At 73.0% G+C, this 549-nt stretch carries 1 pseudogene; it reads left to right on the forward strand.

What is annotated here, in order from left to right:
* Nucleotides 1-55: 55 nt before the first annotated feature.
* A pseudogene (locus LPA54_RS35995) lies at nt 56-549 on the forward strand (acetate kinase); the annotation flags it as partial.

The following is a 549-nucleotide window of genomic DNA, read 5'->3' on the forward strand; positions in this document are numbered from 1 at the left end:
CGATCACCGCCATCCAGGCGCAGTCCCCGGCCCCGAGCGAGAAGGCAGCCGCCCAGTGAGTCCGTCCCGCGTCCTCGTCCTCAACTCCGGCTCCTCTTCGGTGAAGTACCAGCTGCTGGACATGAGCGACAGCAGCCGGCTGGCCTCCGGTCTCGTCGAGCGGATCGGCGAGCGCACCTCCCTGGTGCGCCACACCCCGCTGGCGTCCGGCGGGGAGACCCGCGAGCGGACCGGGCCGGTCGCCGACCACGACGCCGCGCTGAAGGCGATGGCCGAGGAACTGGCCGCCGACGGCCTCGGCCTGGACTCCCCCGAACTGCTCGCCATCGGCCACCGGGTGGTGCACGGCGGCAAGCACTTCACCGAGCCGACGGTGATCGACGAGCGGGTGCTCGCCGAGATCGAGCGGCTGGTCCCGGTGGCGCCGCTGCACAACCCGGCCAACCTCACCGGCATCCGCACGGCGACGGCGCTGCGCCCGGACCTGCCGCAGGTCGCCGTCTTCGACACCGCGTTCCACACCACGATGCCGGAGTCGGCGGCGCGCTA

This window comes from Streptomyces sp. DH12, from assembly GCF_020873895.1.
Classification (GTDB): Bacteria; Actinomycetota; Actinomycetes; order Streptomycetales; family Streptomycetaceae; genus Streptomyces.